Raw genomic sequence first — 26144 nt, 5'->3', positions numbered from 1 at the left:
AATGACCGACGACACCACCTGTTCGATACGCGGTCGCGTCCGAACCGCCAGTCGCCCCCTCGCGCTCGTCGCGCTCGTCCTCCTCGCGGGGACGGTCCCCGCGCTCGCCACAGGGCAGAGCACGCCGACAATCAGCATCGAGGCCGGCTCCGTCGCCGCCGGCGAGACAACGACCGTTCCAGTGGTCCTGACGAGCGCGCCGGACGGACTGGCCGGCTACCAGCTCGAACTCGCCGTCGACGACCCCGCTGTCGCCCGGTTCGAGAACGCGAGCTACCCCGACCGGTTCGGACTCACGACCGACCCCGTCGTCAGTTCAGACGGCGGGACGGTCACGCTCGAAGCGGCGGACCTCGACGGACAGATCGAGCCCGGAGCCAGCGACGTGGTACTCGCGACGGTCTCGCTTACTGGCGTCGACGGCGGTGAGACGCAGGTGACCGTCGCATCGAACCAGGTCGACGCCGACGGCGGCGGCGCAGTCGAGCCAGCGACCGAACCGGCGGCGCTCGCAGTGTCACCGGGCGCGACGACGGAGACAGTGGCCGCCGTGACCGAAGCATCGTCACCCGCCAGCGAGTCCACAGCCGAGTCAGCCGGCGCCGCGAGCGCTGCAGGTGCCACAGAGGACGACTCCGCGGGCGGCGGCGACCAGTCGACGACCGGAGCGAACGGTCCACTCCCGATAGCGCTGGCCATTGCCGCACTCGCCGCGGTGGCGGCGCTCGCAGCCAGAACGAGCCGATGACCGTAGACCAGTCCAACCTATCATGCCACAACCAGACACCACCGCTGCACCGACGGATAGCTCGACCTACCGCGAGTACATCCTCGACGTACGTATCGTCGAGCGAACGACAGGCGACGGCGACACGCGCTACCGATTCGAGGCCCCGGACCACCAGGGGATCGAGTTCGCCGACCCCGAGATGGCGACGCTGTACGCCGACGTGTACTTCGACGTGAACGGCTTCCAGGAGGCCGGGACCGGCGACCGCGGCGTGCCGCCGACAGTCATACAGGCTGGCCGTGATACGCTCGTGGCGTACTTCCTCACGCAGGACGGCGTCGACGTTCACTGGGCCGCGTCGTTCTACGGCGAGAAACCGGAGAAAATCGAACGGTACGTCTCACGCGTCCGCAAGCGGTCGAAGAAAATCCGCGAAGGGGCGAAAGAACGGGGCCACGCCTGACACGCCGTGTGGCTACTCCCGACCGAACAGCCGCTCTCGGAGGGACCGCGACGACGGGCGCTCGGTCAGCAGGACCGGCGTATCGAGCGTCTCGATGACGTCGAACACTAGCGAGCCGCGAACGATGCGTGATAGCAGGCCTCGTTCCGTCGCGCCGACGATGACGAGGCTGTAGTCGCGGCCGATCCGTTCGATGGTCCTCTCGATGTCACCGGTTTCAATGCGTATCTCGGCGTCGGTCAAGTCGTGTTCCGCCGCCCACTCGCGCAGGAACGTGCGACCGCTCTCTTCTGCACCGGGGTCGACGACGTGGAGCAGGTCGACGGCTACGTCGACAGTTTCCTGGAGCGCTTTGGCGACCTCCGCGGAAAGGTCCGACGAGAGACCGCCAGCGGTCGGAACCAGGACGTCACTGAGGTCGAGGTCCTGCCCGTCCAGCACGAGGAAGTCACACGGCAAGTCGTGGGCCAGTTCGTCCAGCGTGCCTTCGGCGCGACCGCCGGCGAACTGGGTGCCGCCGTAGCCCATCACGACGGTGTCGGCGTTGTTCGTCCGGGCCGCGTCGAACACCTCCCCGATGCCGCGGTGTGAGAGGATCGTCTTCGTCTCTATCGGCACGTCGAAGGCCTCCGCGTCGGCCTTGGCGGCGTCCAGAAGGCTTTCCGAGGTAGCGTCTATCTGGTTCCGGTTCGCGGCGGCGGTTTCGAGCGCGGTCTGGTCCGGCACCGTCGCGATGTGGGTCGCGAGCACCCGTCCGCCTTCGTGTTTCGCCAGCGCACCTGCGAGGGTGATGAGCGCGCTCTCGGTGCGGGGATTCGCAAGTGCCACCATGATCGTCGGTCCCCCGGTTCCGTTCGGTGCGACCGCGTCGGCGGCGTTCACCACCTGGTCCGGGAGCTGCTCCTCGCGGTTGCTGATGTAGTCGGAGAGCACACCCTGCTGTGTGGTTTTGCCGCGCGCGTAGACGAAATACCATGCGACCGCGACAAGGACGAATCCGGCCGACAGCGCAATCTCGATACTGTCCATGAACGCGACGAGGCCGAGCGAGAGTACCGCACCGAGTATCGGCGTGATGGGGTACAGCGGCACGGTGAAATCCGGGTCGTACTCCGGCACGTCGGCCTCGCGGAAGACGATGAGTCCCACGTTCATCAGGGCGTAGACGATGAGGTGGAGGACGCTGGCCGCCTTCGCCAGCACCTCGATGTCCCGTCCGAGGAACGCGATAAAGACGATGATGAGCCCGCCGGTGACCAGAATCGAGCGATAGGGCGTGGCGTAGTTGGGATGGATCTCGTTGAGCCAGTTCGTGACGATCTTGTCCCGGCCCATTGCGAAGTTGATCCGGGCCGAGGCGAGAATCGACGCGTTCGCGGAGGACGCTGTCGCCAGCAGTGCGCCGACGGTCATAATCGCCGCGGCACCGGCGGCCACGCCGCCTATCGGTCCGATAGATGCCGGGAACGCGACCTCCGCGGCCTGTGCGACCGGGGCATCCTGACTGAGGTCCGGCCACGGAACGACGCCGAGCATCATCGACACGAGGATGGCGTAGATGACGGTCACGATGCCGACGCTTCCGATGATAGCAATCGGCAGGTTCCGACCCGGGTTTTTGAGTTCCTCAGCGACGGTCGCAATCTTTGCGTACCCCAGGAAAGAGACGAATACGAGCGCCGTCGCCGGGAGAATCGCGCCGGTCCCGAACGGGGCGAGCCCGTCCTCGCCGGCGAGGGTCGCGTAGTCGAATGAAAAGAAGCCCGCAATGGCAAAGACGGTGAGAATAGAGAGCAGGATAAAGACAATCACCGTCTGGATGCCACCGGTTTCCTTTGCGCCGATGTAGTTGACGGCGACGAATATCGCCCCAGCGATGAGCGCCCCTATCTGAATGGGATTGAGAAAGGCGATTTCAGGGAGTGGGACGAAGACGGCGAGATACTGGCCGAACCCGATACAGTAGAACGCCGAGGCGAAGGCCAAGCCCATCCAGTCACCCATTCCGGCTATCGAGCCAAACAGTGGCCCGAGTGACTTGTTGATGTAGTAGTACCCGCCGCCCGCCTTCGGCATCGCCGTGCCGAGTTCCGAGACCGATAGCGCGTTCACCATCGCAATCAGTCCACCAACGACGAACGAGACGACGACGATGGGACCGGCCGCGTTCGCGGCCACGCCGGGCAGGACGAAGATACCGGCACCGATCATCGTCCCGATGCCGATGGTCATCGCCGACACCAGCCCGAGGTCTTTCGCCAGTTCTTCGTCGCTCATTCCTTCGAGTCCGCCTGTGGAAGTGCAATCACCGGTACCTCCGCGTTCGTCACAAGCTTCAACGAGAGATCACCGGAGAGGAACTGCATGAGGCGACCACCACCGCGGGACCGGTATGCGATGGCGCTCGCCTCGACTTCCTCGGCGACATCGAAGATAGCCTCGACGACGTCCCGAGCGTACGCGGTGCGGTCGTCGGCGTCAGGGAACACCGTCCTGACGGCCGCATACGACTCTGCCGCCAGCTCTTCTGACTGCTCGACTGGCGTCTTGTCCGGAACACCCTCGCCTTTTTCGACGACGTGTAACGCCGTCACCTGCTCCGGCTCGTACGGTTCGAGCGCAGTCGCCGTCGTAAGCCCGTCGTCCTCGTTGGCAACCGGTAGCAAGACATGTGCAAGAATGTCCGTGGTTGTCTCGTTGGTGCTACTGTTCATACACAGACGGAGTAGATAGGTCGGTAAGAATGTGTCTACTTATATCGTATATTCGAACCTTATTTAAATATAGATATTCGAATTCGGAAAACCAATCGTCGTCAACGGAACACTCGGATCGGTACCTGTCAGTATATAGCGAGTTCCGTGGCGGAAGGGAAAACCCTACAGCAGCGCTGTTCCCGAGTATCTCCGTCAGAAGCAGCGCTGTTGGAACGTGGGGCTTTTTCATATCGGGAGTGTGAGCGTCAGTTAATGGTCGGTGATCAGTGATGTCGGTTCGCGTCGACTGGCGACAGAGTGTCGCCCTGACCGGCACAGTAATCAAGTATCTCGCCGTCGCAATGCTGGTCCCGCTCGGGATCAGTTTTCTGTACGGAGAAGATACCGTCGTCTTCCTGATTTCTATCGCGATCGCCATCACGCTCGGCATAGCGCTGGAGCAAGCCAGCGACAGTCACGAACTCGGGCCACGCGAGGCGCTGCTGTTCGTCGGCCTCTCCTGGGGTGCTGTCGCGGTTATCGGCGCGATCCCCTACGTTATCGCCGGGTACGGGACCGAATCAGCGCTCGGTGAACCCGTGAACGCGCTGTTCGAGTCGATGTCCGGCTTCACGACGACCGGGGCGACTGTCACCAACGAAATCTCGTTTGCCCGCCACTCGCATGCGCTGTTGATGTGGCGACAGCTCACCCAGTGGCTCGGCGGGATGGGTATCATCGTTCTGATGGTCGCCATTCTTCCGGAAGCGGCCGTCAACGGGGCGCAGTTGATCGAATCCGAAGCGCCCGGCCCCGAACTCCAGAAGCTGACGCCGAAGATAGCCGAAACCGCACGGCTCCTCTGGCTGTTCTATCTGGGCTTTACCGTTCTGTATATCCTCATTCTGCTCGGCCTCCATTACACGGGCTACGCACCGAACATGGATGCGTATAATGCCGTCGCACACGGGTTCACGACGCTGCCCACCGGCGGGTTCTCCCCCCAGGCCGAGAGCATCGCCTACTTCTCACCGGCCGTCCAGTGGGTCGTCATCCCGTTCATGCTCATCGCCGGGATGAACTTCGCGCTGTTTTACCTCCTGTTACAGGACGAGTACGCCGCCTTCCTTCAGGACCGCGAACTCCAGGCGTACCTCGGTGCGAACGCCGGCGTGGCCGTCATCCTCTGGGGACTGCTCTTTACCGGGTCCGCGCCGCCGCTCGAACTCGGCGGTGTGACACAGGGAGCACTGGAGAACTCGCTCCGGCAAGCCACATTCCAGGTCGCCTCGCTGCTGAACTCGACCGGGTACGCGACCAGTAACTTCGCCGAATGGGGTAACACCGCAAAGGGAGTCCTGTTGTTCGCGATGTTCATCGGTGGCTCCGCAGGGTCGACCGGTGGCGGTGTCAAGATAGTCCGATGGCTGGTCGTGCTCAAGAGCATCCGACGCCAACTGTTCACGACAGCTCATCCCAGCGCTGTCAAACCAGTTCGGCTCGGCGGGCAGGTCATCGACGAGGACGTCATCAACGCGATATACGGGTTCACGCTGTTGTACCTGCTCACGTTCGGTGTCGCGACAGTGTTTCTCCTCCTCGATGCGGGCCGTGTCGGGCTCGACCTGACTGTCTTCGAAGCCATCAGCGCAAGCCTGGCGACCATCGGGAACATCGGTCCCGGGTTCGGGTTTCTGGGGCCGTTCGGGACCTACGAACTCTTCCCGGAGACCAGCAAACTGCTGATGATATTCCTGATGTGGATCGGTCGACTGGAGATCATCCCGGTGTTCGTGATATTCACCGGCGCGTTCTGGAACGAGTGAGTCCGGGAGACTCGTTCCGTCGGCAGTTCTAGCTGGCAGTTCAGTTATGTACCTACCCGACGGAGACTTCGGTATGACCAGTCCTGCAGACGAACCGACACCACCTGAGGGGGTTCCGGACCGGGTGGCGACGGACCTACCGGAGTTGACGCCTGAAGAACTCCGCAACACGATCATCTACGCGCAGGAACTGCTGCAGTTCCACGACGAGACGGCGTCGCCGATAGAACCGGGTCCCAACGAAGACATCATCCGGGCAACCGAACGCGACGGCTACACTGAGGTGGTAAAGCTGGCTTCCTGTGCTCAGGGCTGTGACGACTGTCCCCACGGTCCGTATCTCTACCACGTCAAACAGGAATCCCGGCCCGAGGGTGGAACGAAGGCACGCTGGATGTTCCTCGGCGAGGTCTATCCCGACGACGGAGAGTAAGGGGCCGCCCGCTCAACTACGGTTCCAGCCCGTACAGTCCAGCGCGGATGAACACGAGTATCGGGATGATTTCCAGCCGGCCGACCCACATATTCAGCACGAACATCCCCTCTGCAAGCGGGGGCATCGACGGGCCGGTGATGCCCGAGGAGAGGCCGACGTTCCCCTGCGCGCTGGCGACTTCAAACAGGGCATCGGCGTAGCCGAACTCCGGTCCCGCGACGTTGGTGAGGACGACGCTGCTGGTCACCAGAATGATGAGCCACAGCAGCGTCACGATGGCCGCTTCGCTGAACTCCCGTTCCATCGACTCGCGGTCAAGCGTCCGGTCCCCGATGCGGGCCGTAATCACCGCGTTCGTCGGGAGGAACACCCGCGAGAACTGCCAGATGATGCCGCGAGCGATGGTGTAGCCACGGATGATCTTGATGCCGCCGACGGTGGACCCGGCAGCGCCGCCGAGCACCATCGCGCCGACCACGAGCACTTTCCCGCCAGCGAGCCAGCGGCCGATCGGGGCCGACTGGAAGCCGGTACAGCTGAGGGCGCTGACCCACTGGAACGTCGAGTCCCGGACCGCATCGAGCTGTGCGGCGTCGAGCATCGGCACCGAAAACGGCAGGAACGACTGGGTGGCAAACGCCTCAGTCGTCGCGGGCACGGACCATACGTTCTGTGCCGAGAGCGCGACGACGCCGAGCGCGAGCAGGATGAACAGCCAGCGAGTCTGTAAGTCCGACACCAGTTCGCGAATCTGCCTGTCGTGCAAGACGACGTAGTGGACCGGGAACGCGACCGCACCGAGAATCATGATCGGCAACAGAACGGTTTCGACGAGCGGCGAGTTGTACGTCGCAATCGAGTTGTCCGTGACCGAGAACCCGCCAGTCGTGAGCCCGGTCATGGCGTGGTTGAGCGCCTGCCAGGCGACCTCCCACAGGGGGAGCGACTCGGCGTACTCGCTATCGCTGGCGAGGATGGCACCGAACAGGAGCGCGAACGAGAGCACCGTGTAGCCGACGACGAGTTTCCAGACCGTTCGGACGGTGGAGACGACGCTCGGGTGGATCTTCTCCTCGCGGGCCTCGCTCTGGTAGAGCGCGTAACTGCCGCTGCCGGGCCGCGAGAGGATGGAGACGGTCAGGACGATGACGCCGACGCCGCCGACGTACTGGATGAACGACCGCCACCACTGAACTGCGCGGGGGAGCGAGGGCTCGTGAATCGCCATCGTCAGGCCGCTCCCGGTCCATCCGCTCATGCTCTCGAAGAAGGCGTGAAGCGGGTTCCGGAAGTACGCCAGACTGGAGAGCGTCGTCGTCCCGCCGACCCTGATCGGCTCCCACGTACTCGTGTCCGCTCCGACTGGAACGAACGTATCCATGACGGCGGGGGGCGTGAACCACGCGGTCAACAGGAACGGCAGCGAGCCGAACGTGGCGACCAGCAGCCACCCGCCGGCGGCGATGACCATGCCGTGTTTCATCTGGGGGGCCGGCGCGTCGGTGAACCCACGGTTCGCGAGACCGCCGACGGCGGCGGTCACCCCGGCCGCGGTGAAGAACCCGAGAGCGGCGTGAAACTCCTGAAAGCCGAGCGCAATGGCGGCCGTAATCGTCATCAGCCCGGCCTCCATCAGCAGGAGCGAGCCGATATCACGGGCGATTGTTTTCAGGTCCGTCGGGAGTAGCCCGCCGTTCCGTCGCGACATGTCAGTTGTGGTCCTCGGAGTGACCGAAGATGTCGGTTACCTCCGGTGTCGCCCCCTCGCCCGAGTAGACCGTTAGCAAGTCGTCGGCCTCGATACGTGTATTGCCGCGGGGTGTTATCGGGTCGCCCTCGCCGTTGCGCTCGATGGCCACGATGAGCGTCTGGCCGCCGATGAGGCCTTCCGTATTGGCCTCCTGCAACGTCTTACCCGCAATCGGTGCGCCGGGTGTGACAGTGATCTCGAACACTTCCGCCTGGTCGCCGATGCGCATGAAGTCGACGATAGACGGCCGTTTGACGGCCCGATAGAGGTACTCGGCGATGAGCCGCTGTGGGTTCTGCATCGTGTTGACGCCGATCTGGCGGAACACGTTCATGTGCTCGGGGTTGTGGACGACCGAGACGATGTCCGGCACTTCCAGTTCCTGTGCCAGCAGACAGACCATGATGTTCGTCGCGTCCTGATCGGTCGTCGATATGAGCGCATCGGCACGGTCCGCACCGGCGTCCTCTAGCGTGTCTTTCGACGTCGCATCGTCGTTGATAACGAGACAGTCGTACTGTCTCGACGCACGTTCCGCTCGCTCCTCGTCCCTTTCGATGGCAACGACCTCGTTGCCGCCTGCTGTCGCGATTTCAAGCAACGGCGACCCGATATCACCGGCGCCGACGATGACGATATACATTTTTGCCAGTGTACTGAACCGATGGTTGAAAGACTACCGTTATCAATCACAAGCAGGACATTGCGGGTAGTTCGGTCTGTCAGTGCCTTCTCCTCCCAAACCACTATACTGTCCCCGATTGAACTGCTCGGTATGGCAAACATCACCGAGCAGTTCGACCATCCGGCCTGGCTGACAGCCGCCGGAACACTCGCCGGCTACGGCCTCGTCCTCCTGTTCATGTTCCTGTTACTGTTCGTCGTTCCGTACTTCCTGTTCCCGGCCTGAGACGGGACGGTGTGAACCGCCTCGGGGTCAAGCCCCGAGGCTTCCCGTGGTTTAGTCGGACACTCCCATCCGACCATCGGCCTGATAGCCTCGGGCGGTCGGTTGGGTCACGGTCGGGGCGTCCACGGCCCCCGATGCCCGCCGTCGCACCTTCCGAACAACGGGAAGGCTGTTGAGAGCAGGCACATTCCAATCGAGTTTCTTCACGCCTTTCACGGCGATGTTGGCGCTTGCACCACGGTCGCTGTGGTCTTGATGCCCACAGTCCCGACAATTGAACCGTTTCTTGTTACGGTTCGCACGTTCCGTGTGTCCGCACATCGGACACCGTTGGCTCGTGTACTCGGGGTTAATCCACGCAGTCGGAATCCCCTTGAACGACGCCTTGTACGACGTATAGAACTGGAGGGCGCGGAACGGAAGGTGGTGCAAGCGTCGGTTCATCCGCGTGCCGTAGTCGATACTGTCGCGCATCTCTTTGAGGTCTTCAAAGACGATGCACGGCTTCTCGAACTGACGACTCCACTCCACGATGTGTCGAGACACCTTGTGGAGTCGGTCACGGACGAACCGTTCCTCACGCCCTTCCAGCGTGTCGTGGATGCTGTCTTTCCCCGCGTTCTGGACGCGCTTCCGCATCGTGAAGTAGCGGTGGCGCTCAAACTTGATTTCGGGTAAGTCAATAACCAACGAGTCCTCAATGCCATCCTCGGAGAGAGCGGTGAGAGCCACGTTGTCTTCGTTCACGTCCACACCGACGACCGTCCGCGAGTCCTGCTTGTCTCGAACGGTCTGTTCGGTGTTGGTGACGTTGACGTGCAACTCAGCGTTGTCGTTGTGGAACAGGGCTTCCGCCGTCCCAATCTTCCACTCATCGCTTTCGAGTGCGGTCTGGAGAATGTCGAGGTTGGCGTCACTCCCTTTGAGGACGCCCGTGACGTGCTTGTACGGCTTCGCGCTGATGCGGAACGCCACGTCGCCGTCGTCGGTGAGCGACAGGTTGTACCCCTCCTCGTAGTTCGCTCGGAGGGGGTACGCGCCGTCCTTGGTGTGACTGGGTTTGCCGAAGTCGTCGTACTCGTAGTAGTTCTCCATCGCGCCGAGTGCTTTGGCGACGACGCGCTGTGTCGTGTTTTTCACGAGGTTGGCGTCGTCGGCTACACGGTCGGGAATCGCGTCCCAGTCGACGCCTTGCTTGGCGAGACGGATGGTTTCGTTGTACACCGACCGCGCTTCGAGGGTGGCGTCGTACAGCAGGCTCTCGTTGTCACTCTGGATGTCGAGTTGGAAGTCCAGCGTCTTGACGAGAGCCTGTGAGTCGGTCATTCTTGCTCGTTGGGTTGGACGTGACGGTAGTGGAGGAGGAGCGTGCGGAGTACGCTGTCGAAACTCGTGTGGCCCTCCTCGTCCTTGAGTTCGTCAAGGTCGTCGTACACGGTGTCGGATACCTTGAGTTGTTTCGTCACGTCTACCCCTTATTCTTCCACAGTTAAAAGTTTACTTGTGGTGGTCTGTGAGTCACTTCAAAGAATACTTTCGATTGGTCGTTGTATTGGTATGTATGGGCGAGAAGCGGTCGAACCACACGGTGTACAACATTAACTACCACTTCGTGTGGTGTCCGAAGTACCGCCACACCATTCTCGAACCAATCGAGGATTCGCTGGAAGCGAGTTTCCGTGCCATGTGCGACGAGTACGGCTACGAGATACTGTCGCTCCACATCTCACCCGACCACGTACACCTGTTCCTGTCAGCCCACCCGAAGCATGCGCCGAGCGAGATTGTGCGAACGGTCAAGAGCATCACGGCGCGGGAGATGTGGGAACAGCACGAGTCGTACTTGAAGGAGTATCTGTGGGGAGGTGGGTTCTGGGAGGAATCGTACTACGTGGGGACGGCGGGTGATGTTTCGACCGACACGATTGAGCAGTATATCGAGCGAACGGAACACGTTTAACGGGGCTTACGGCCTTCACCCTCGGGGTCAAGCCCCGAGGCACTCGGCCTGCTCCGGCAGTAGATTGGTTCCGGGTAGCCCCCGGCGTCGGAACAGACCGGGACATCGCGCAAACAATCCGTATGCGTCGAAGCCGTCCCACCGGCCGCTACTCGTACCTCGAATCGATGAGAAATCCGAGTGAGATGAGTCCACAGACCATCGACAGGAACCCGGTCATAGCGAGGCCAAACGGCGGTTCGTCGCCGGGATAGGTTACGAGTCCGCCGAAGGAGCCGATACTGATGCCCCACAGGCCGACCGTTAGCACGAGGTCCGCATACGTGTTCCAAGCGTCTTCGAGCGCGGGTTCGACGCGAGCGAGCCACCACCCGGTCGCGTCCTCCTGAGATGACGACCCGCGACCCAGAACCTGGCGAACTGCGGGCCGGCCGCCAGCGACGGCGAGTACAGCAGTAGCGAGTACCGCAATTCCCGCCAGCACTGACACTGAGGCCGCCCGGACCTGCAACAACAGAAACAGGCTGACGTAGCCCAGAACCGCGATGCCTGCGGTGAGTCCCCGGAGTGCGTTCCCGATGCTCATTTCCCGTTGCTGGTTCCCTTCGAACTGATCGGTATAGTGTTGTCCGTCTTACTGCGACGCTACTGCTTCGTACTGCGGTCAACGTGCCGCTACAGGGGTATCGCAGTTAGTAAATAGGTCCGCGAGGGAGTACACGTCGATGGAAGGGAAGGCAGCAGCGCCCGCAGCAGGGACGGTCCTCAACGCGCTCGCGACCGGCCGCGGTGCGGCGTTTGCTATCGACGAGTACACGACAGCGACCGTCACGCTCTCGACTGAGACCGACGGTGTCACTGGCGAGGTGGATGGTGCTCCGGACGCCGACACGCGGCTCATCGAACGGTGTGTCGAGTACGTTATCGACGCCCACGGCGGCCCACAGAACGTGGGCGTCCCGGCGGTCTCCGGCGGGACTGTCCGCACAGAGAGCGAGGTTCCGATGGCGTCGGGGCTCAAAAGCTCCAGTGCGGCCGCAAACGCGACCGTCATGGCGACGCTCGACGCACTCGACGCGACTGAGCGGATGAGCCGCGAGGACATGGCCCGCCTCGGCGTCATGGCCGCCCGCGACGTGGGCGTCACCGTCACCGGGGCCTTCGACGACGCGTCGGCGTCGATGCTCGGCGGTGTCACCGTCACCGACAACGAGGACGACGCGCTCCTTGCCCGCGAGGAAATCGACTGGGACGTGCTCGTCTGGACGCCGCCGGAACAGTCGTTCAGTGCTGACGCGGATGTCGAGCGATGCCGCCAGATCGCACCGATGGCCCGCCTCGTCGAGGACCTCGCACTCGACGGCGACTATCAGCGGGCCATGACGGTCAACGGCCTCGCGTTCTCGGCCGCGCTGGACTTCGAGACGGACCCGGTACTCGACGCGCTCCAGCACGTCGAAGGCGTCTCGCTGTCGGGGACGGGGCCGTCGTTCACTGCCGTTGGCGAGCGGGCCGCACTCGAAGCCGTACAGGACGCCTGGGACGAGCGACCCGGAGCGACCTGGCTGACGACGACACAGACCAAGGGAACACACACAGTATGAGCACGAACCCGAACCCAGAGGACATGTCGCTGGACGAACTGCGCGACGAAATCCGGACTATCGACCAGGAGATCGTCGAGAAGATCGCACAGCGAACCTACGTGGCCGACACCATCGCACAGGTCAAAGACGAGAAGGGGCTGCCGACGACCGACGAGCAACAGGAGCAAGCCGTCATGGACCGCGCCGGCGACAACGCGGAGCAGTTCGACGTTGACGAGAACCTCGTGAAAGCGATTTTCCGACTCCTGATCGAACTGAACAAGGTCGAACAAAGAGAGAGTCGATAGCGGGACTAGTACTCCCAGAGGCGGGTAATCCGCGAGTCGATAGCGGGATGGGCCGCTCGGAGTGCGTCGACATCGGTTTCACCGTCGACGTTGATGACGTGGACTTCGCCCCGTCGGCCGCCGTACACGTCCTGAAAGTCGTAGACAACGCCGAACACGTCCACAGCGTCGGGAACGTCGTCGCTGCTGCGGAGGAACTCGACTTGCCTGTCGACGTTGTACTCGACGAGTCGGTTGACAGCCGCCGCCCGCTCGATGTCTTCGGGAAGGTGTTCCAGCGCGGGCTCGAGATGCGGTTTGAGAACGCCGAGGCAGTGCTCGATACCGGCCGGCTCATCGAGGCCGTCCGTCAGGTCGTCGTAGGTCGCCGTCACCGCTCCACAGCCGGTGTGGCCGACGACGATGGCGGTTTCGGTCATCGTGTGCTCGATGGGGTACAACACGTCACCCGAGACCGCCTCGCCGGACGCGGTCCGCTGGATGACTCGGTTTCCGATATTGCTACAGGTGAAGAGATGCCCCGGCTCGCTGTTGCCCCACATATGGTCCTGGAGCACCCGCGAATCGGAGCAACAGACCGTGACAGCGTCGGGCGTTTGCGAGTTCTGGACCTGGTCGAACCGGTCCCGGAACTCCGCCGCGTGGTCGGCGTTTCCGGCAAGTAAATCGCGTAATAACTGGCTCATGCGTGGGCAGATAGCCGCCATGAAGTAAACTCATTGGACTGGGGCAGTGTTGCCCTCCCAAACCTGACGCCGACTCGGAGCCGTGTTCGGAACGCTCTGGCTGCGTCGAGAGGGTGAAAACCGAGACTGAAGGGGCTTAGACGTACGACTACGGCGAAAACAAACGAACAGACGGATCTGGAAGAGTAACAGTATGGGATCGGAGATTATTCACCTGACTGCGAGACTCACTTCGTTCGTCTCGCGTGGCTCAAATCCACCTCTCAACAGTTCTGCCGCTCGCGTTATAGCTCGCGGCAGGAAATGGGGTCGGAGGGATTTGAACCCCCGATCGGCTGATATCTCCGTCCTGCGCCTCGGAACTCCAGAGGGTCATCGTCGCGAACCGGTGATCAGCCGGCCGCTCAGTATATCAGCCCTCGAAGTGTCGTCCCAGGCGCGTGGCCTCTGGAGTCAGCCGCCTTCCCGGACTAGGCCACGACCCCGCACTCCGGCGTAAGCCGACTCGCATTAAAGGGATTTCGATTGGCAGACGGCGCTCAGTCGCGGTCGGTGTCGGACCAGTCGCACTCTTGGCACTTGTATCCAGTAACAAACTCCAGCGCAGAGGGCATATACCCCACTGAAATGACGTTCTCACCACATTCCGGGCAGTCGTCGTCGGCGTCTTCGATGGGTTCTGCGTCCATGACGTCCTCGCCTTCGATGAGTTCGGCCAGGCTCTCGGGAGTCTGCATCCGGCCCTGGACCACGCGATTGTCGCTCATACCGGACGACCGGGCCTGAGAGGCCTAAAAGTTCTCCCTCGTCACAGCCACGGGGCGCGTTCCTGATCCGGTTCGTACTCGACCGCGGCCCCTTCGTCGGTCTGTTCGTCGGCTGCGACGCCCTGGGACGCGCCGCCGTCGGCGAAGGCGGCGGTGAGGTCCACAGCGTCGGGGCGGTATTCCGTGTGGCGCGTGCGGGCGTTCTCCGGATCGAACGACAGCAGCGCCGTGACGGCGAGCACGGCCAGCGCGACTGGTGCGTCGGTCGGCATCACGCCGAGGACGGAGAGGGCGAGCACGCCGAGCGCGACAGCGCTGCCGAAGCGGAACCGGTCTATGTCGACGGCGTTGCGGAGCCACGGACTCGCCAGCGCGACGGCGAGGGCGAAGCCGATACCGACGCCAGTGGTAGCGGCCGCCCGGAGCAAGACGCCGGGTTCGATGGCGGTGACCAGCGTCGCGCCGGCGGGGTCGAGGCTGGCCAGCAGGCCGAGCACGACGATGACGGCTGGACGCGGCAGGTACTCGCCGATCCGGGCGCTTGCGGTCTGTGCGGCGATGGCGAGGATGACGAGGCCGGCGAATCGTTCGAGGGTGCCCAGTTTGACAACCCCCGCAATCGTCGGTGCGAGCGCTGCTTCGATGAGCGCAATCGGCATCAATACGGCTCCGATGATGAGTACCGCGCGGGCCTGCTGGCGGGGACCGCCTTCGAGCTCGGCCAGCACGACGGCGACGGTGGCCGACCCGCCGAAGACCAGCAAGCCTACTTCGAGGACGCCCATCCAGGTCGAGAGTGCCCCCGCGAGGACGAGCACCGGGAAGATGCCGTCGACGAGCGGCAGACCCATGACTGTCGCTAGAAGCCGGCCACCGCGGCCGACCTGCTGCTCGATGTCGAGTGCAATCGGGTGTCTGGAGATACTCATGTCGTGTTACGGTCGAGCGTAACCCAACTCCCGTCGGGAGGTTCTCACTCGGTCCTGACAAACACGACAGAACTGCCAGAACTTGGTACCGAACCACGCGAACGCTGTGTTGCCCGACGCTGTAGGCGTCATCTGGCGGGCAGTACCGTTCCGTGCGGGTTCGGTGAGTCGCATGTTTTTAATTATCCTTCATTCCCACATAACCGTTGCGTGAGAACTGCGCACATACGCCACCGATTCTCCGAAATACCTCGATGTTTGTGGACGAATGTCTCACCTTCGAGAGCAGGGAATGACAAGTGCGGCATCACGGGCGTATTTCTGGAACGGGCTTCCCGAGACAAGTGTGGCATCGAACCCCACGTAGCGCCGAGTCTCGCAACGTTTTTGCCGGGCCGTCGTGGACGATTTACATGGCGAACGATTCCGAGCCTTTCTCAGAGAAGCTCCGAGTGCCGGAGGCGCTGACGTTCGACGACGTACTCCTCAGACCCAAGGAGTCCCGGGTCGAACCAGACGAGGCAGACACGACGACGCGGGTCTCGAAATCCGTCGAGCTGACCGTTCCCGTCCTCTCCGCGGCGATGGACACCGTCACCGAGAGCGACATGGCGATCGCGATGGCGCGACAGGGTGGTATCGGCGTCCTCCACCGCAACATGAACGCCGACGAGATGGCGACCGAGATCGAGCGAGTCAAACGCGCCGACGAGCTCATCATCCGCGACGTCGTGACGGCCAGCCCGAACCAGACCGTCAGTGAGGTCGACGAGATGATGGAACACGAGGGTGTCTCCGGCGCGCCGGTCGTCGACGACGACAACGGCGCAGTGCTGGGCATCATCTCCGGGACGGACATCCGGCCGTATCTGGAGGTCGGCGAGGACGACGCCGTCACGGACGCGATGACCGACGAAGTCGTCACCGCCCCCGAGGACGTGACGCCCCGTGAGGCGCTGGAACTGATGTACGACCACAAGATCGAGCGCGTCCCCATCGTCGACGACGAGAACCGGCTCGTCGGGCTGGTCACGATGCAGGGCATCCTCCAGCGCCGCGAGTACGACCAGGCCGCCCGCGCGGACGACGGCTCGCTCCGCTGTGGTGCCGCCGTCGGTCCCTTCGAGATGGACCGCGCGCAGGTCGCAGACGAGGCCGGCGTCGACATCCTGTTCATCGACTGCGCGCACGCCCACAACGCGAACGTCATCGAGAGCGCCCGCGAGATCAAGGCCGAAGTAGACGCCGACGTGGTCGTCGGGAACATCGGCACCCGGGAAGCCGCCGAGGCCGTCGTCGACTTCGCCGACGGCGTCAAGGTCGGTATCGGTCCCGGTTCCATCTGTACGACCCGCGTGGTCACCGGTGCGGGAATGCCCCAGATCACCGCCGTCGCGCAGGTCGCTGACGTGGCGAGCCAGCACGACGTGCCGGTCATCGCCGACGGTGGCATCCGCTACTCCGGGGACGCCATCAAGGCCATCGCCGCGGGTGCGGACGCGGTGATGCTTGGCTCGTACTTCGCCGGGACCGACGAGGCTCCGGGCCGCGTCATCACGATGAACGGCAAGAAGTACAAGCAGTACCGCGGGATGGGCAGCGTCGGCGCGATGAACGAGGGTGGCGGCGAGCGCTACCTCAAGGACGACGAGGAGGGCGAGGAGTTCGTCCCCGAGGGCGTCGAAGCCGCGACGCCGTACAAGGGTTCGCTGGCCTCCGAACTCCACCAGCTCGTCGGCGGGATGCAGTCCGGGATGGGCTACGTCGGGGCCGAGACGATTCCCGAGTTCAAGCAACGCGCCGAGTTCGTGCGGGTCTCCGCGGCCGGACAGCAGGAGAGCCACCCGCACGACGTGATGATTACGGACGAAGCGCCCAACTACAGCCCCGACAGCTAACGCTGACAACCGAAGGGGATGTAAAAAGCCGCAGCTGATTATACCGCGGTTTCGCAGGCCGGACTACACGCTTCTTTCCGTGCTGCATTCGCGTCGGGGTACGCTTTGAACGACTCACCACAGCTCGAACACTCGAACGTGTCGAAGTCGGACATAGCGGACGGCCGTACTCGCGCCGCGGAAAAAATTATTGCGGATACGTCGATTAGTCGTAGTAGTCTTCGTCCAGTGGCAGATCCGTCCCGGACGACGTGACTTTGTCGACGGTCGTTTCCAGGCAGAGTGTCTCGCTGCATTCGGGGCAGATGACGGCCACGTCGACCTGTAGAGAGTCATCGGAGTCGTAGATTCCCAGAACCTCTGCGTCAGAGGCGTACAGATACTCCGCCGACAGTTCGTGCTCGTGGTCGCGAGCGTAGTCGTACGTCATGCATGCCCGCTACACCCGGGTCTGTGTTGATGGTTTCGGCGATTCCCAGTAACAGCACATACAGGGGACCCGCTCGAAGTTGCGGTCATGAGCGACTACGCTGTCGAGGTTGGGACCTGGGACCAGTTCGAAGACGCGGCAACAGCCGTCCGAACAGCGGTGTTCGTCGAGGAACAGGGCGTCTCCGAGGACGAAGAACTCGACGGGAACGACTCGGACGCCGTCCAGTTTCTGGCCCGTGACGGCGAGTATCCTGTCGGCACCGCCCGGCTCCGGTTCCCCGAGTCCACGGTCGGCAAGGTCGAACGGGTCGCGGTCCGCAAGCCCTATCGGGGCGACGGCGTCGGCGCAGCGCTGATGCGAGCCGTCGAAGACGCCGCTCGCGACGACGGCGCGACTACGCTCACACTCCACGCACAGACCCACGTCGAGTCGTTTTACGGGCAACTCGGCTACGAAACGGTTAGCGACGAATTCGAGGAAGCCGGCATCCCACACGTCGAGATGCGAAAGCGATTGGACGGCTGAGCTAACCATACGTGGCCCTGCAGGCGCAGTACGTCGTGAGGGCTGAGGACGGTCTGCGGACGACCAGTCGTAGCTGTCCCTCGACCACAGTTATCTCAGCACAAACATGTTTCCCTGCTTCCACCCTTTTCGGGATATGGCGCGACGAGCCGAGTGGGTGGCAACTGCGAAGACAGTCGCCAGCATCGCGTACGAGAGCGACATCAGGTACATCGCGACGTCGCTGGCGTACTACGCGTTCATCTCGCTCATGCCGGTGCTGTTGCTCGTTTTCATCGTCTTCGGCCGGCAACTGGCCGGCGTGGTTTCAGTCACGGGCGCGCAGTTTCTCACCCCTGACACACAGCAACTGCTGTACGAGGGATTGACGGCGGCGACGGGCCGGACAGCGGCGACTGTCCTCTCCGTGGTCGTGCTGGCGTGGAGCGGTGCCAACGTCGCCGTCGGCGTCCTGACCGTCGTCGAGCGTATCGAGGCGGTGACAGAGCAGCCACTCGCGCGGCAGGTGTGTGACGCCGCAACTGTCCTCGGGACGCTTACGGCCGCCGTTCTGGTGATACTTGTCCAGAGCGTGTTTTTGGCTCTCTTTGCTACCGGCCCGCTGAGCGTACTCGTCGGGTTCGCCGTCCTGTTCGTCGCGCTGACCGTTACGCTGCTGCCCCTGTATTTCGTCCCGTCACGCGTCGCGAGTTCGCCACAAGATGCCCTCCCCGGCGCGATGACGACCGCAATGGGCTGGACCGCTCTCCACGCGGCAATCCAGTTCTTTGCCGCCAACGCCGGACAGTACGCCATCTACGGCGTTCTCAGCGGGCTCATCCTCATCCTCACGAGCACGTACGTGGCCGCGATTGTCCTGATGGTCGGCGTCGTCGTCAACGCAGTGCTCGCAACCGACACTGACGACCTGTACGACGTGAGTGGCTGAGTCTGTAAACGTCGCCCCCTTTCCGCCGCTCGTTCCATCGTTCACTCCGCCCGGTAGCTGCTTCGCTCTCACAGAGAGGGCGTCGCAAAAACGGGCCGGAATGGATTTGAACCACGGTCGGACGTGCTCGCTTCGCTGTGCACGCCCTCCTTACTTCAAATCCTTCTGGAGTTTTCACTTCTCACCGTCGTTCGCAGGAAAACGGGCCGGAAGGGATTTGAACTACCTGCACTTCGCTCGTTGACACTCACTCGTGCCGTCATTCAAACCCATTCCTATCGAATTCGCGCCGCTCACGGTTTCGTTCGCGGCGCAAGAATACGGGCCGGAAGGGATTTGAACCACCGGAACTTCGCTCCCACAGGTCGCTCGCTCCATCGTTCAAAACCGCTTCGTAGCCGCTTTGCTCCTCACGAAGTGTTCGTCGCAAAAGCGGGCCGGAAGGGATTTGAACCCTCGACCGACGGCTTAAGAGGCCGTCGCTCTGCCAGACTGAGCTACCGGCCCAGTGCACTCATTGCTCTGGACGGCCCGGTAAAATAGGTTTTCATTCGGACGCCTCGTGTCGGTCGGTCTCACGTTTCTTGTACACACCAGTCAGCTAGCGGTGCTGAACTGAGAGACCAATCGCACAGGGTCCGACTATGCCCACACTAGACGCCCTTTGACGCCCTCTCGAACCGATCTTTCGGGGAGCCGTTCCCAGTTGTTGGAGAAATAGCTGGCATTAAAGAGGCTTGACGCCAAGCGATACAGACACTAATGAGTACAGCCAGCGGCATCACGATGGCCTCTATGTCGACCTACGCCATCCTCGGGTGTGGGAGTGTTGGCCACGCCGTGGCGGAAGAACTCGTCGAGGAGGGGAAAGACGTACTCATCCTCGACGCGGACGAGGGGCGAGTCGAGGCGCTCCGCGATCAGGACCTCAACGCACAGCAGGCAGACATCTGCGAGACTGACGTCGCCCAGACGGTCGCCGACCGCGACGTGGTGCTCATCATGTCCCCGGACGTGAACGCCAACGCCGAAGCAGTCCGGAACATCCGGGAGTCCGGCGGCGAGCAGTTCATCGTCGCCCGCGCCGACGACCCGGTGTCGGCCGACGACCTCACTGAGCTCGGTGCGGACGTGGTCATCAACCCCTCGGCGGTCATCGCCGATTCGGCGCTTCGAGCGCTGGAAACCGGGGAACTGGAGTACAAGGCCTCACAGCTCGGGGACGTCATCGACGGGACCGAGGAACGCATGGCGATACTTATCCACCGGTCGCCGGACCCGGACTCCATCGCTTCAGCGGCCGCGTTGCGGGCCATCGCTGCGAGCCGCGACGTCGAGGCCGACATCATCTACGAGGGCGAGATTGGCCACCAGGAGAACCGCGCGTTCGTCAATCTCCTCGGTATCGAACTGACATCGAACGAGGACGTCGACCTCGACGAATACGACACGTTCGCGCTGGTGGACGTTGCCAAGGGCGGCGAACCGGCCATCGACTCGGTCGACATCGTCGTCGACCACTACGAGCACGAACACGAACTAGAACACGACGCCGCCTTCTCCGATATCCGGCCGAACATCTCGGCCACGTCGACGATTCTCACGAAATACATTCAGGAACTGGACCTCAATCTCGACCAGAGCGTCGCCACAGCGCTGCTGTACGGCATCCGCGCCGAGACGCTGGATTTCAAACGGGACACGACGCCGGCGGACCTGACCGCCGCGGCGTACCTGTATCCGTTCGCCGACCACGACACGCTCGAACAGGTCGAATCGCCGTCGATGAGTCCGGAGACGCTCGACGTGCTCGCGGAAGCGATCCGGAACCGCGAGGTTCAGGGGAGCCATCTCGTCTCCAACGCCGGATTCATTCGGGACCGCGACGCGCTGGCGCAGGCGGCCCAGCACCTCCTCAATCTGGAGGGCATCACGACCACAGCCGTGTTTGCCATCGCCGACGACACCATCTACCTCGCCGCGCGCTCGAAGGATATCCGGATGAACATCGGCAAAGTGCTGTCGGACGCGTTCGGCGGGATGGGCGAGACGGCGGGTCACTCCACGGACGCCAGCGTCGAGATACCGCTCGGCATCTTCACCGGTTTAGATACGAGCGACGACAACAGAGACACCCTGCTAGAACTCACTGAAGAAGCAGTCAAGCGGAAACTGTTCGAAGCGATGGGTGTCGACAGCAGTAGCGAGAGTTCGAACGGAAACTAGGCGGGGACTTCCTCTTCCTCGTCGCCGGCCTCGGGCTGGCGGAGCCGTTCGACGATATCGCTGACGATGACGACATCGCCGACAGCCTGGACCCACCGGTACGGAATGATGACGCCCCGGGCTGTGTTCACTTCTTCGTCGAACAGTTCCGTGTTGAGCTGGGTGAGTGCCAGCCCCGTCACTTCCTTGCGGTCGAGTTCCAGCCGAAGGTCTTCGACTTCGCCGACGAACACGCCGTTTTTCGAATACACCTCGCGACCCACGAGGGCTGTAATCTCCTGTGGTAGATTCTCCATTCCCATACGACGGTGGTTGGTCGGACGGCTTATAAAGCTTCTTTGCGACTGAAACGTCTCCAGCTCGGGGGAGCAAATGCTACGAGATGCCCCCGGACAACGACTGCTGGCCGCACTCTGATGCCGCTGCCAGCGTCCCTACACAGGGAGCAGTCGCCTGTCTATAGTAACAATTGAAACGAATTACACACTGATCGCACTGCCGTCGTGCGAGCAGGTGTGCACTGATTTTCAATGGCTACTATAGGTCGCGGGACTTTTGTCCCGCTTCCCCGTTCGCTCGGTATGCTCAGCCCTGGCGATCCGGCCCCGGACTTCGACCTGCAGGGGACCGCTGGCGGAGGTGTTGGTACCTATCGGCTGTCGGCCGCAACGAACCGCGCGCCGGCGGTCGTCGCCTTCGCTCCCGGCGACGCCTCCGATTCGCGGACCCTCCTCACCGAGTTAGCCGAGACAGACTGGGCAGGCGTCTCGGACGCTGTAGCAGTCTTTGGCGTTCTCCCGGCGGGTATCGACGACTGCCAGTCACTCGCGGCGGCGCTGTCGCTTCCCTACCCCCTGCTGGCCGACACCCACGGCGTCGCTGCGCAGTTCGGCGTCCGAAAACAGGACGGGAGCATGCAGCGAGCGGCGTTCGTCGTTGACAAGCGATGTCGCGTTCGGGCGGCGACAGCATTCGATGATTTGGACGGGACTGTACCGGACCTCGACACGGTTCTGCGTGGCCTCGCCGAGTTGTAGCTACTCACCGCGGTCCAGTTCGCCCTCTAGCAGTCCATAGAGATACACGTCCTCGTAGCGGCCGTCGCGGAACCAGTGGTCCCGCATCGTCCCCTCCCGCTTGAACCCCGCCTTTTCGAGCACGCGTTGGGACCCCTCGTTGCCGGCGAAGACCTTCGCGTACACCCGGTGGAACCGCCGCTCCTGAAAGGCGTACTCGGTGAGCGTCCGGACGGCGTCGGTCGCGTAGCCGTTGCCCCACGCGTCCGGCGTGAGCCAGTAGCCGACCTCGGCCATACCCATTCGGTCCGTGACGTCGTTCAGCCCGATGATACCGACCGCCTCGCCGTCAGCACAGACGAGCAGGTGGACGTCATCGGACTCGCCGCTGGCCACGGATTCGACCCACTCGCGTTCAGCCCGTTCGGAGATCGGCTCCGTGGCCGAGAGGCCGTGTCTGACATCCGGGTCGTTGATGGTCTCTTGCAGGAACGACACGTCTTCGTCTTCGACCGTTCGGAGCGTGATTGTCTCGCCCCGGAGGAATGTTGGTCCGGGCATACACAAGCCGACGAAGGGATGGTGAAAGAAGCTTCGGTAGGTGTGTGAGATATTTTCAAGGACACCACTCGTCAGCGAGCAGGCCATACTCCAGCAGGTCGACGTACTCGCCGTCGACGAAGGCGTGGTCGCGGCGTCGACCCTCCTGCTGGAACCCGACTTTTTCCAGCACACGCGCGGAAGCCGGGTTGGTGGCATAGCAGTCCGCTCCGAGTTTGTTCAATCGCAGTTCCTGAAACGCGTACTGTGCGAGGCAGTCGACAGCGTCAGTCGCGTAGCCGTTGCCCCAGCGGTCCGGACACATCGAGTACCCGAGCACACCAAACCCCCACGGGTGGTAGTCTTCGTGAAGCGAACACGTCCCCACCGGCTCGTCGTCTACACAGACGACGAAGTGCGTGTCGGCATCGCGGCTGTCGAGGTCTTCGGCGGCTGGCTCGGAGAGTGGCTCGGTGAACCCGATGTTTTGCCGGACCTGCGGCTCGTTTAATAGTCGCTGTAGCAGGTCGCTGTCGGTTGCTTGCTGTGGGTGGAGTGTCACCTGCTCGCCGTGGATGAACACTGGTCCTGGCACGCACAAGAGTGCTCACAGTTGACACAAGGGTGTTGCCGTGGTATGTGTAATGGTACCATTTGTAGTCCAGACAGCGAAGAACGACACGCCAAAGGGAACCCAGCACTGCTCTGCGGTATGGGAACGCCGCTGGAGTCACGCGAAGAACAGGCAACAGAGGTCGTCGACCGACTGCACGAGGAATACCCCGATTCGACTATCTCACTGAACTACAGCAGCCGTCTGGAACTGCTGATTGCCGTCGTCCTCTCCGCGCAGTGTACCGACGAGCGAGTCAACGAGGTCACGGCGGACCTGTTCGAGAAGTACCAGAGCGCCGAGGACTACGCCGAAGCCCCCGAGGAGCAACTGGCCGAGGACATCTACGGTATCACGTTCCACAACAACAAGGGCGGCTACCTCCAGGGCATCGGTGAGATTCTGGCCGAGGAACACGACGGCGAGGTGCCTGACACGATGTCGGCGCTGACCGACCTCCCGGGCGTGGGCCGGAAGACGGCGAACGTCGTCCTCCAGCACGGCCACGACATTGTCGAAGGCATCGTCGTCGATACGCACGTCCAGCGCCTGTCGCGGCGACTGGGCCTTACCGAAGAAGAGCGTCCGGAAGCCATCGAACAGGACCTGCTCGACGTGGTGCCCAGCGACGAGTGGCAACAGTTCACGCACCTTCTTATCGACCACGGGCGAGCGGTGTGTGGCGCGCGCTCCGCGGAGTGCGGAGCGTGCGTGCTCGCGGACATCTGTCCCTCCGAGAAAGGAGACAGCGACGTCGACCTCGCTAGCGGCGAGGCGTGGTAGCCCCGCGCGAGGGCTTCAGCTGTCGTCCTCTCCGAGGCGCGCCGTGAGAACAGGCACATCGGACGTTCTGACGACTTTTTCGGCGACGCTACCGAGGAGATATCGCTCGACTCCTGTTCGACCGTGGGTCCCCATAACGATGAGGTCGATGTCGTTCTCGTCGACGTAGTCGAGGATCGCGCTGTGCGGTGGGCCGTGTTCGACGGCGGTGACGGTGTCGACTCCGTCGACCTCGTCTGCCGCCGCGTCGACGATGGCCTGTGACCGCTCCCGCAGCGACGATTCGATGTTGTGTTCTTCGTTGACCATCCCCGACTCCGACTCGTCGTGCTCCTCCGCAGTCATGCCGGTCGTTGCCCCTTCCGGGCCTGCGGCAGTCATCCCGATATGCGGCGACGACGTATCGAGGACGGTCATGATGTGTAACGTCGCGTTGTGCGTTTCGGCGAGAGTGCGTGCGTGTGCCAGCGCGGCTTCTGCTCCGGAACTACCGTCCGTCGGAAAGAGGATGTGTTCGTACATTGGAACCACAGCTAGCGATGGACATGCAATGCTAATGAAACATCTAGTCCGTTCGCAGATTCCGAGAATCAGATCCGCTATCGACGGCGCTCACGCCACGTAGCGGAGGGCGTACCGAGCGATACCGACCAGATACGCCAGCAGCCAGAAGATGACGTATCCGAACACGCCGATACGGAGCCGCGAGCGCCAGTGGCTGAACGTCTCGTCCCCGATTTCGTCCAGTAACAGGTCTTCGTCGTACTCGTTGTAGAGGTCGTGTTCCCGCTTTGCGCGGAAGATGCGAACGATTCCGGTTCCGCCGAAGGCAAGCAGCGCGTAGGCCTGCAGGCCGAGCATCGCGTGGACGGCGGACAAGCCACCGAGCTGGTCCGGCAGGCGTGGAATCATCCAGAACACCATCGGGACTGTGGTCAACACCAGCCCCGTCGTGACGAACTTCAGATGGTGCACGAGCACGTCCCAGGTGACCGGCTCCGTCTCGATGATGTAATACGCGCCGTACAGGAAACAGGGGAGGCTGAGGCTCACCGACAGTAACACGACTGTGGCCACGAGGCCGTCCGACACCATAGGCCGACCTAGGGACAGTGCTCGCTAAAGACTGCCGGATGCAGAAGGTCAGAACTTGTAAGCCGTCGCGGTCCGTACACCCGGGCAATGGCCGACCCGGACTCGACGTCTCCCACGGAGGACGAGCGCGGGAACACCCCTGCGGACGCGGTAGCTGCCGAAACCGAGCCCGGCGAACACGGGGCCAAGGATGACGGCGGCGAGACGGCCGACGACGGAGAGTCGGGCGAGGAACTCGACACGGAGGCACTCCGGAAGCAGGTCGAAGAGAAGTACGACTTCGACAACTTCGGCCCGGCGGACATGGCCGAGATGACTGCTGAGGAATGGGACGTTGCCTTCGACGAGGACTCCTGGATCACCGGCGACGACCTGCTCGACCGGGTCACGCGGGACCTGCGGAACCGCGTTGCAAACCGCGACGTGTTCGCCCGCATCGAACGCCATCGGGACCCGCCGCGAGTTCTCGCGTACTCCGACGAAGGCTACGCGGTTGTCTATCCGGACGGCAGCCTCGAAGGCGAGGGGACTGTCATGCGTGACGTGAAGCCCACGGTCGCGCTGTGTTCCATGGATTCCTACGACGTGCCAGAGAACGTCCCCGACAGGCCCCTTCCCGAACCGGAGTCAGTTCCCGAGGGTGGCGGCGAACTCGGTAACTGGATGTTACAGGCGATTGCCGGGGCGCAGCTCCTGGCCGGGATTGCCCTGCTCGGGGGCGCAGTGCTCGCGACCGCTGGCGTCATCGGCAACAGGGGAACCAGCATTGCGCTCCTGGTCGTGGCTGGCGCTGCCTTCATCGGTGTGTCGCTCGTCCTCTTTTTCACCGTCGCAAACGCGAGGCTCTCGGACACGTTCCGCGCCGAAGAGTACCGGGACAGACTCCGGGCTATCGGACTCGAGGACGGCGAACGACCGGAGTTCGTTCCGGAGCTCGACCCACAGAATTCGGGGTCTGAAGACGGGGCGACCGAGACTGACGAAGCCGGGTAATGACGGTTCCTGCGGGTGGTATTCGGTGGGTTTATACAAACTCAGTC

At 62.8% G+C, this 26144-nt stretch carries 31 protein-coding genes and 2 tRNA genes; 15 read left to right on the top strand and 18 right to left on the bottom strand.

What is annotated here, in order from left to right; translation table 11 throughout:
• The first annotated feature begins 1 nt into the window (after window position 1).
• Window positions 2-748 (top strand): cell surface protein, encoded by a 747-nt coding sequence (locus SG26_RS15040; protein WP_050038005.1) that lies wholly within the window; start codon window positions 2-4, stop codon window positions 746-748.
• A gap of 22 nt (window positions 749-770) precedes the next feature.
• The gene (locus tag SG26_RS15035) at window positions 771-1193 is read left to right on the top strand and encodes a hypothetical protein (protein ID WP_050038004.1); all 423 of its coding nucleotides are present in this window, start codon (window positions 771-773) and stop codon (window positions 1191-1193) included.
• Between the two features lie 12 nt (window positions 1194-1205).
• On the opposite strand, the gene SG26_RS15030 is transcribed toward SG26_RS15035, so the two are convergent.
• The gene (locus SG26_RS15030) at window positions 1206-3470 is read right to left on the bottom strand and encodes an amino acid permease (protein ID WP_050038003.1); all 2265 of its coding nucleotides are present in this window, start codon (window positions 3468-3470) and stop codon (window positions 1206-1208) included.
• Window positions 3467-3907: a universal stress protein gene (locus tag SG26_RS15025; protein WP_050007113.1), complete on the bottom strand. Its 441-nt coding sequence runs from the start codon at window positions 3905-3907 to the stop codon at window positions 3467-3469. The genes SG26_RS15030 and SG26_RS15025 overlap by 4 nt, the downstream gene beginning before the upstream one ends.
• A gap of 272 nt (window positions 3908-4179) precedes the next feature.
• Here SG26_RS15025 and SG26_RS15020 point away from each other — a divergent pair, with 272 nt between their 5' ends.
• Together SG26_RS15020 and SG26_RS15015 are read left to right on the top strand one after the other, a co-directional pair.
• Window positions 4180-5715 carry a TrkH family potassium uptake protein gene (locus SG26_RS15020; RefSeq protein WP_050038002.1) on the top strand — a complete coding sequence of 512 codons (1536 nt, stop codon included), beginning with the start codon at window positions 4180-4182 and terminating at the stop codon, window positions 5713-5715.
• Between the two features lie 73 nt (window positions 5716-5788).
• Window positions 5789-6148 (top strand): hypothetical protein, encoded by a 360-nt coding sequence (locus tag SG26_RS15015; protein WP_014040258.1) that lies wholly within the window; start codon window positions 5789-5791, stop codon window positions 6146-6148.
• Window positions 6149-6164: 16 nt separating this feature from the next.
• Here SG26_RS15015 and SG26_RS15010 read toward each other — a convergent pair whose 3' ends face one another.
• Together SG26_RS15010 and SG26_RS15005 are read right to left on the bottom strand one after the other, a co-directional pair.
• The gene (locus SG26_RS15010; RefSeq protein ID WP_050038001.1) at window positions 6165-7859 is read right to left on the bottom strand and encodes a potassium transporter TrkG; all 1695 of its coding nucleotides are present in this window, start codon (window positions 7857-7859) and stop codon (window positions 6165-6167) included.
• 1 nt (window position 7860) lies between these two features.
• Entirely contained in the window at window positions 7861-8544 is a 684-nt protein-coding gene (locus SG26_RS15005; RefSeq protein ID WP_014040256.1) for a TrkA family potassium uptake protein, read from the bottom strand.
• Window positions 8545-8676: 132 nt separating this feature from the next.
• On the opposite strand from SG26_RS15005, the gene SG26_RS21995 reads away from it, so the two are divergent.
• Complete coding sequence (locus SG26_RS21995; protein WP_255355527.1) at window positions 8677-8811, top strand: hypothetical protein; 135 nt, start codon at window positions 8677-8679, stop codon at window positions 8809-8811.
• Window positions 8812-8862: 51 nt separating this feature from the next.
• On the opposite strand, the gene SG26_RS15000 is transcribed toward SG26_RS21995, so the two are convergent.
• Window positions 8863-10137 carry an RNA-guided endonuclease TnpB family protein gene (locus SG26_RS15000; protein ID WP_050038000.1) on the bottom strand — a complete coding sequence of 425 codons (1275 nt, stop codon included), beginning with the start codon at window positions 10135-10137 and terminating at the stop codon, window positions 8863-8865.
• Window positions 10134-10277, bottom strand: coding sequence for a hypothetical protein (locus SG26_RS21690; RefSeq protein ID WP_023843275.1), 144 nt, complete (start codon window positions 10275-10277; stop codon window positions 10134-10136). Before SG26_RS21690 ends, SG26_RS15000 begins: the two co-directional genes overlap by 4 nt.
• Window positions 10278-10372: 95 nt before the next feature.
• Here SG26_RS21690 and tnpA point away from each other — a divergent pair, with 95 nt between their 5' ends.
• On the top strand, window positions 10373-10771 hold the full coding sequence (gene tnpA / locus SG26_RS14995) for an IS200/IS605-like element ISHma7 family transposase (protein ID WP_007190416.1): 399 nt from the start codon (window positions 10373-10375) through the stop codon (window positions 10769-10771).
• Window positions 10772-10919: 148 nt separating this feature from the next.
• Here tnpA and SG26_RS14990 read toward each other — a convergent pair whose 3' ends face one another.
• Window positions 10920-11357 (bottom strand): hypothetical protein, encoded by a 438-nt coding sequence (locus tag SG26_RS14990; protein WP_050037999.1) that lies wholly within the window; start codon window positions 11355-11357, stop codon window positions 10920-10922.
• A gap of 139 nt (window positions 11358-11496) precedes the next feature.
• On the opposite strand from SG26_RS14990, the gene SG26_RS14985 reads away from it, so the two are divergent.
• Together SG26_RS14985 and SG26_RS14980 are read left to right on the top strand one after the other, a co-directional pair.
• A complete protein-coding gene (locus SG26_RS14985) occupies window positions 11497-12375 on the top strand; it encodes a shikimate kinase (protein ID WP_014040253.1) in 879 nt (292 codons plus the stop codon).
• Window positions 12372-12665: a chorismate mutase gene (locus tag SG26_RS14980; RefSeq protein ID WP_008309354.1), complete on the top strand. Its 294-nt coding sequence runs from the start codon at window positions 12372-12374 to the stop codon at window positions 12663-12665. The genes SG26_RS14985 and SG26_RS14980 overlap by 4 nt, the downstream gene beginning before the upstream one ends.
• A gap of 5 nt (window positions 12666-12670) precedes the next feature.
• Here SG26_RS14980 and SG26_RS14975 read toward each other — a convergent pair whose 3' ends face one another.
• From SG26_RS14975 to SG26_RS14960, 4 genes are all read right to left on the bottom strand, one after another.
• Window positions 12671-13351, bottom strand: coding sequence for a carbonic anhydrase (locus SG26_RS14975; protein ID WP_050037998.1), 681 nt, complete (start codon window positions 13349-13351; stop codon window positions 12671-12673).
• A gap of 304 nt (window positions 13352-13655) precedes the next feature.
• A tRNA-Trp gene (locus SG26_RS14970) sits at window positions 13656-13836 on the bottom strand.
• A 54-nt stretch (window positions 13837-13890) separates the two neighbouring features.
• Window positions 13891-14118, bottom strand: a complete 228-nt coding sequence (locus SG26_RS14965) for a DUF5795 family protein (RefSeq protein ID WP_050037997.1) — start codon at window positions 14116-14118, stop codon at window positions 13891-13893.
• A gap of 41 nt (window positions 14119-14159) precedes the next feature.
• A complete protein-coding gene (locus SG26_RS14960; RefSeq protein ID WP_014040250.1) occupies window positions 14160-15047 on the bottom strand; it encodes a DUF5794 domain-containing protein in 888 nt (295 codons plus the stop codon).
• A 413-nt stretch (window positions 15048-15460) separates the two neighbouring features.
• Between SG26_RS14960 and guaB the strand changes: the two genes are divergently transcribed.
• Complete coding sequence (guaB, locus tag SG26_RS14955; RefSeq protein WP_050037996.1) at window positions 15461-16945, top strand: IMP dehydrogenase; 1485 nt, start codon at window positions 15461-15463, stop codon at window positions 16943-16945.
• A 205-nt stretch (window positions 16946-17150) separates the two neighbouring features.
• Here guaB and SG26_RS14950 read toward each other — a convergent pair whose 3' ends face one another.
• Window positions 17151-17375: a hypothetical protein gene (locus tag SG26_RS14950; RefSeq protein WP_014040247.1), complete on the bottom strand. Its 225-nt coding sequence runs from the start codon at window positions 17373-17375 to the stop codon at window positions 17151-17153.
• Between the two features lie 87 nt (window positions 17376-17462).
• Here SG26_RS14950 and SG26_RS14945 point away from each other — a divergent pair, with 87 nt between their 5' ends.
• Together SG26_RS14945 and SG26_RS14940 are read left to right on the top strand one after the other, a co-directional pair.
• Window positions 17463-17903: a GNAT family N-acetyltransferase gene (locus SG26_RS14945; RefSeq protein ID WP_050037995.1), complete on the top strand. Its 441-nt coding sequence runs from the start codon at window positions 17463-17465 to the stop codon at window positions 17901-17903.
• A gap of 136 nt (window positions 17904-18039) precedes the next feature.
• On the top strand, window positions 18040-18831 hold the full coding sequence (locus SG26_RS14940) for a YihY/virulence factor BrkB family protein (protein WP_050037994.1): 792 nt from the start codon (window positions 18040-18042) through the stop codon (window positions 18829-18831).
• Window positions 18832-19264: 433 nt separating this feature from the next.
• Here the strand turns inward: SG26_RS14940 and SG26_RS14935 are convergent.
• Window positions 19265-19338: transfer RNA gene (locus tag SG26_RS14935), tRNA-Lys, on the bottom strand.
• Window positions 19339-19593: 255 nt separating this feature from the next.
• Between SG26_RS14935 and SG26_RS14930 the strand changes: the two genes are divergently transcribed.
• Window positions 19594-21057 carry a DHH family phosphoesterase gene (locus SG26_RS14930; RefSeq protein WP_023843248.1) on the top strand — a complete coding sequence of 488 codons (1464 nt, stop codon included), beginning with the start codon at window positions 19594-19596 and terminating at the stop codon, window positions 21055-21057.
• On the opposite strand, the gene SG26_RS14925 is transcribed toward SG26_RS14930, so the two are convergent.
• On the bottom strand, window positions 21054-21353 hold the full coding sequence (locus tag SG26_RS14925) for a PRC-barrel domain-containing protein (RefSeq protein ID WP_008309371.1): 300 nt from the start codon (window positions 21351-21353) through the stop codon (window positions 21054-21056). The genes SG26_RS14930 and SG26_RS14925 overlap by 4 nt on opposite strands.
• Before the next feature lie 285 nt (window positions 21354-21638).
• Here SG26_RS14925 and SG26_RS14920 point away from each other — a divergent pair, with 285 nt between their 5' ends.
• A complete protein-coding gene (locus SG26_RS14920; RefSeq protein WP_014040242.1) occupies window positions 21639-22094 on the top strand; it encodes a redoxin domain-containing protein in 456 nt (151 codons plus the stop codon).
• Here the strand turns inward: SG26_RS14920 and SG26_RS14915 are convergent, their stop codons facing one another.
• Both SG26_RS14915 and SG26_RS14910 read right to left on the bottom strand, forming a co-directional pair.
• Complete coding sequence (locus SG26_RS14915; RefSeq protein WP_044951815.1) at window positions 22095-22634, bottom strand: GNAT family N-acetyltransferase; 540 nt, start codon at window positions 22632-22634, stop codon at window positions 22095-22097.
• 55 nt (window positions 22635-22689) lie between these two features.
• On the bottom strand, window positions 22690-23208 hold the full coding sequence (locus tag SG26_RS14910) for a GNAT family N-acetyltransferase (RefSeq protein WP_044951813.1): 519 nt from the start codon (window positions 23206-23208) through the stop codon (window positions 22690-22692).
• A gap of 117 nt (window positions 23209-23325) precedes the next feature.
• On the opposite strand from SG26_RS14910, the gene nth reads away from it, so the two are divergent.
• On the top strand, window positions 23326-24009 hold the full coding sequence (gene nth, locus SG26_RS14905) for an endonuclease III (RefSeq protein ID WP_050037993.1): 684 nt from the start codon (window positions 23326-23328) through the stop codon (window positions 24007-24009).
• Window positions 24010-24024: 15 nt separating this feature from the next.
• On the opposite strand, the gene SG26_RS14900 is transcribed toward nth, so the two are convergent.
• On the bottom strand, window positions 24025-24531 hold the full coding sequence (locus SG26_RS14900) for a universal stress protein (RefSeq protein ID WP_050037992.1): 507 nt from the start codon (window positions 24529-24531) through the stop codon (window positions 24025-24027).
• Between the two features lie 90 nt (window positions 24532-24621).
• Complete coding sequence (locus SG26_RS14895; protein ID WP_008309382.1) at window positions 24622-25104, bottom strand: hypothetical protein; 483 nt, start codon at window positions 25102-25104, stop codon at window positions 24622-24624.
• An 87-nt stretch (window positions 25105-25191) separates the two neighbouring features.
• Between SG26_RS14895 and SG26_RS14890 the strand changes: the two genes are divergently transcribed.
• A complete protein-coding gene (locus SG26_RS14890) occupies window positions 25192-26097 on the top strand; it encodes a hypothetical protein (RefSeq protein ID WP_014040237.1) in 906 nt (301 codons plus the stop codon).
• Window positions 26098-26144: the final 47 nt, after the last annotated feature.

It is taken from the genome of Haloarcula sp. CBA1115, assembly GCF_000827835.1.
In the GTDB taxonomy this organism is placed as follows: Archaea; Halobacteriota; Halobacteria; order Halobacteriales; family Haloarculaceae; genus Haloarcula; species Haloarcula hispanica.
This window is presented reverse-complemented; position numbering and strand designations above follow the sequence as displayed.